Below are 3962 nucleotides of genomic sequence, written 5' to 3' on the forward strand. Positions count from 1 at the left end.
TCGGTGGTGCCGTGGCTGCCGGGGTCGACGGCTGGTCGACGTACCGGATCGGTCAGTACGCCGACAAAAGCCTGGTCCGGCGGATCCGCCGGCCAATCGAGCCGTAGGAACCGCCGGACCCCGTTGAGGTTGTTCAGTTGGTGTCGCGGCGGTAGAGCAGGATGGTTCCGACGGCCAGCGCGACGGCGGTGTAGCCCCCGAAGACGAGTGCGTCCTGCGCTCTGGTGAGGGCAGTGGCGGCCGACTCCGCGAAGGCGCCTTCGCCCTCGATGCCGAGCAGGTTGTTGCCGGCGACGAAGGGGAGGAAACGTGAGATCCGCTCGGACAGGAAGAGCGTGAGCAGGTTCTCGACGACCAGCCCCCAGACCAGCAGGGTCGAGATCGCGCCGGAGCTGTGCCGGACGATCATGCCGATCCCCAGGCCGAGAACCGCGGACAGCGCAGTGAAGAGCAGTCCCCAGAGCGTCGTCGTGACCATCATCGAGGTACTGCCGAGCTCGAGGCCGCCGAGCAGAGCGCCGCCGAAACTCGCGACCATCCCTGCAGCTCCGAGCACGAGTCCGAAGGCAATGGCCATCGTCGTCTTGGCCGCGACGATCACCCAGCGCGCCGACTGGGCGGTCAGGGCGGTGGCCAGGGTGCCGTGCTGAGCCTCTGAACTGAACAGCAGGACTCCAGCGACCGAGGCGAACACCGCGGTGAGCACGGTGGAGAAGATGAAGACCTCGGAGATGGTCTGAACCTCGTCGGTCACCAATGTCGCGACTGCCCAGGCGACGAAGCCTCCGACTACTGCGGTCAGACCGAGGATGGCCTTGTTCGCCCGGAGTGAGGAGATCTTGATCCACTCGCTCTTCAGCACTCCTGGAAGGGCTTTGAGGTCGTCGGCGGTGGATCGAGTGGCGAGTTGCTTGGTCGATGCGCGGGTGGCGGTACTCGGAATCGCTACGGTCGTGCTCGTCATGACGGTGTCCTTCGAGTCTGGGTCTGGATCGTGCGGATCAGGCGGCTGCGAACTCGGTGGACGCCCTGGTCAGGTCGAGCAGGCTGTCTTCGAGTGACTGCGAGTTCTCGGTCAGTTCGACCAGGCGGATCCCGCTGTCGTAGGCGAGCTGCGAGACGACGGCCTTGCTTGTCCCTCGCAGTACGAGCCGGTTGCCTGACACCGAGGCGCGGACGCCCTGCGACGCCAGTACTGCGGCAAGCTCGGCCGGCTGTGGTGTCTCCACGGTCACTGTCGTTTCGCTGCGGGCGGTGATCGATTCGACCGACTCCGCGGCGAGCAGCCGGCCGCCACCGACCACGACGAGGTCGTCGGCGAACATGCTCAGCTCGCCGATCAGGTGGCTCGACACGAAGACCGTGCCGCCGCGCTGGGCGAAGTCGCTGAGGTAGGTACGCAACCAGCGGATGCCGTCGGGATCGAGACCGTTGGACGGCTCGTCCAGCAGCAGAACCTCGGGGTTGCCGAGCAGCGCGCCGGCCAGCGCCAACCGCTGGCGCATGCCGAGTGAGAACCCACCGGCCCGTTGGCCAGCTGCCGTCTCGAGCCCGACCTCGGCGAGGACTTCCTCAGCCCGCTGGGCCGGCAATCCACTCAGGGCGGCTGCGGCGCGGAGGTGGTTCCGCGCTGTGCGGCCGGGGTGCATGCAGCGGGCGTCGAGCACTGATCCGACCACCCGGGCCGGGTTCTTCAGCTCGGTGTAGCGGGTGCCGTGGTAGCGGACTTCGCCGCTGTCGGGCCGGGTCAGGCCGACCATCATCCGCATCGTGGTCGACTTGCCGGCGCCGTTCGGGCCGACGAACCCGGTCACGCGGCCGGCGGCGATGTCGAAGCTCATGTCGTGGACGGCGAGACGCTTGCCGTAGTGCTTGGTGAGTCCGGAGACGGTGATCATGCGAGTGCACTCCATGCCTGTTGCAGGGGCCCTCCGATCGAGGCGTCCTTACACTGTAAGGATGATCGGTACGCTAACCTTACGGCGTAAGGCTGTCAAGGACACAGGCGCGTCAGCGCCTCGGATCAGGGAGAAACCAGGGATGGCCAAGAAGGCACGGGCGACCCTCAGCCGGGAGCGAGCCCTGACGACCGCGATGGCGCTGGCCGACGTGGACGGCCTCGCGTCGCTCTCGATGCGCAAGCTCGCCCAAGAGCTCGGCGTGGAGGCGATGTCGCTCTACCACCACGTGGCCAACAAGGAGGACATCCTCGACGGGATGGTCGACCTGGTCTTCGCCGAGGTCGACCTGCCGGCCGAAGGGATGGAGTGGAGGACCGCGATGCGGATGCGGGCGGTGTCGGCCCGCGAGGCCCTGAGTCGCCATCCGTGGGCGATCAGCATCATGGACTCCCGGACCTCGCCTGGCCCGGCGACCCTGCGGCACCACGACGCCGTGATCGGAGCCTGCCGCAGAGCCGGCTTCTCGGTCCAGATGGCCGGGCACGCCTTCTCACTGCTCGACAGCTACATCTACGGGTTCGTCCTGCAGGAGGTGAACCTGCCGTTCGACGACACCACGGACCTGGAGGAGGTCACCGCGACGATGATGCTGCCGTTCTCGGCCGAGGAGTACCCGCACCTGGTCGAGTTCACGAAGGAGTACATCCTGCAGCCGGGGTACAGCTACGGCAACGAGTTCGAGTACGGCCTGGACCTCATCCTGGACAGCATCGAGGCGGTTGTGCGCACCTGATCAGCCAGCGAGGGCCTGTACTACGCGGCTGGGCGACGGCTTGCCGAGTTGCTCGGCCATCCAGACGCTGGTGGTGACGAGCTTCTCCAGGTCGACACCGGTCTCGATGCCGAGGCCGTCCAACTGCCAGAGGAGATCCTCGGTAGCCAGATTGCCCGTGGCGCTCTCGGCGTACGGGCAGCCGCCGAGGCCGCCCGCCGAGCTGTCGACTGTGGTGACGCCTTCTCGCAGAGCCGTGAGGGTGTTCGCGAGGGCCTGCCCGTAGGTGTCGTGGAAATGGACCGCCAGCTTGTCCACGGACACGCCCGCCGCGGTGAATGCCTCGATCAGGTTGATCACCTGGCCCGGCGTGGCCACGCCGATCGTGTCGCCGAGGGACAGTTCGTGGCAACCCAGCTCGACCAGCCTCGCGCCGACCTTGACCACCTGGTCGACCTGGACGTCGCCCTCCCACGGGTCGCCGTAACACATCGAGACATACCCGCGAACGGCCAAGCCTTCGTCCAGCGCGCGCTCGATCGTCGGCCCGAACATGGTGAACTGCTCGTCCAGCGTGGAGTTCAGATTCTTCGTCGCGAAGGTCTCGGTGGCGCTCGCGAAGATCGCGATCTCGCGGACCCCGGCCTCCAGCGCGCGATCCAGGCCGCGCTCGTTCGGCACGAGCACGGGAGCCCGTACGCCGTCCGGCAGGTCGAGCGTGGCAAGGAGTTCGGCGGCGTCCGCGAGCTGCGGTACCCACTTCGGATGCACGAAACTGGTGGTCTCGATGGTGGTCAGGCCGGCGTCGGCCAGGCGCCGGATGAACTCGGCCTTCACCGTCACGTCGACGATCGCGTCCTCGTTCTGCAACCCGTCCCGGGGCCCGACCTCGTAGATCGTCACCCGGCTGGGCAGTCCCTCGGCCCCGGCCCGCTGCGGCTTCCGCACCCTGTACCTCCAGAATGGCTCGTGATGACAACTCTGGCTGACATTCTGCGCGGCATCGAAGGCGGTGTCTTCCCCGCCCCGGACCTCGGCGTCACAGTCGTGCCGGCGCCGTCGGAGCGGGACACCTGCGTGATCGGCCTGACCGGTCACATCGTGGTCGCCGCCGACGTCGATCCTGCCTGGGTCGCGGAGCAACTCCCACCAGGTGACCACTGCGCGCCGCTGAACCCGCCCTTCCTCTTCGCCCTCGAGCAACTCACGGGTCGTAGCGTGAACGCGATCGACGCCATGCTCCTCGCGCCCGCCCTGGCGGACCCAGCCGAACGCCTCGCCGCCACCGA

At 67.5% G+C, this 3962-nt stretch carries 4 protein-coding genes and 1 pseudogene; 2 read left to right on the forward strand and 3 right to left on the reverse strand.

What is annotated here, in order from left to right:
* Nucleotides 1-133: 133 nt before the first annotated feature.
* The gene (locus VFG33_RS26400; protein WP_325055653.1) at nucleotides 134-964 is read right to left on the reverse strand and encodes an ABC transporter permease; all 831 of its coding nucleotides are present in this window, start codon (nucleotides 962-964) and stop codon (nucleotides 134-136) included.
* A gap of 37 nt (nucleotides 965-1001) precedes the next feature.
* Nucleotides 1002-1898, reverse strand: coding sequence for an ATP-binding cassette domain-containing protein (locus VFG33_RS26405; RefSeq protein ID WP_325055654.1), 897 nt, complete (start codon nucleotides 1896-1898; stop codon nucleotides 1002-1004).
* Nucleotides 1899-2040: 142 nt separating this feature from the next.
* On the opposite strand from VFG33_RS26405, the gene VFG33_RS26410 reads away from it, so the two are divergent.
* Nucleotides 2041-2694, forward strand: coding sequence for a TetR/AcrR family transcriptional regulator (locus tag VFG33_RS26410; RefSeq protein ID WP_325055655.1), 654 nt, complete (start codon nucleotides 2041-2043; stop codon nucleotides 2692-2694).
* Here the strand turns inward: VFG33_RS26410 and VFG33_RS26415 are convergent, their stop codons facing one another.
* Nucleotides 2695-3621, reverse strand: coding sequence for a hydroxymethylglutaryl-CoA lyase (locus VFG33_RS26415; RefSeq protein ID WP_325055656.1), 927 nt, complete (start codon nucleotides 3619-3621; stop codon nucleotides 2695-2697).
* A gap of 24 nt (nucleotides 3622-3645) precedes the next feature.
* Between VFG33_RS26415 and VFG33_RS26420 the strand changes: the two are divergent.
* Nucleotides 3646-3962: pseudogene (locus VFG33_RS26420) on the forward strand (GNAT family N-acetyltransferase); the annotation flags it as partial.

The organism is Kribbella sp., assembly GCF_035687465.1.
Taxonomy (GTDB): Bacteria; Actinomycetota; Actinomycetes; order Propionibacteriales; family Kribbellaceae; genus Kribbella.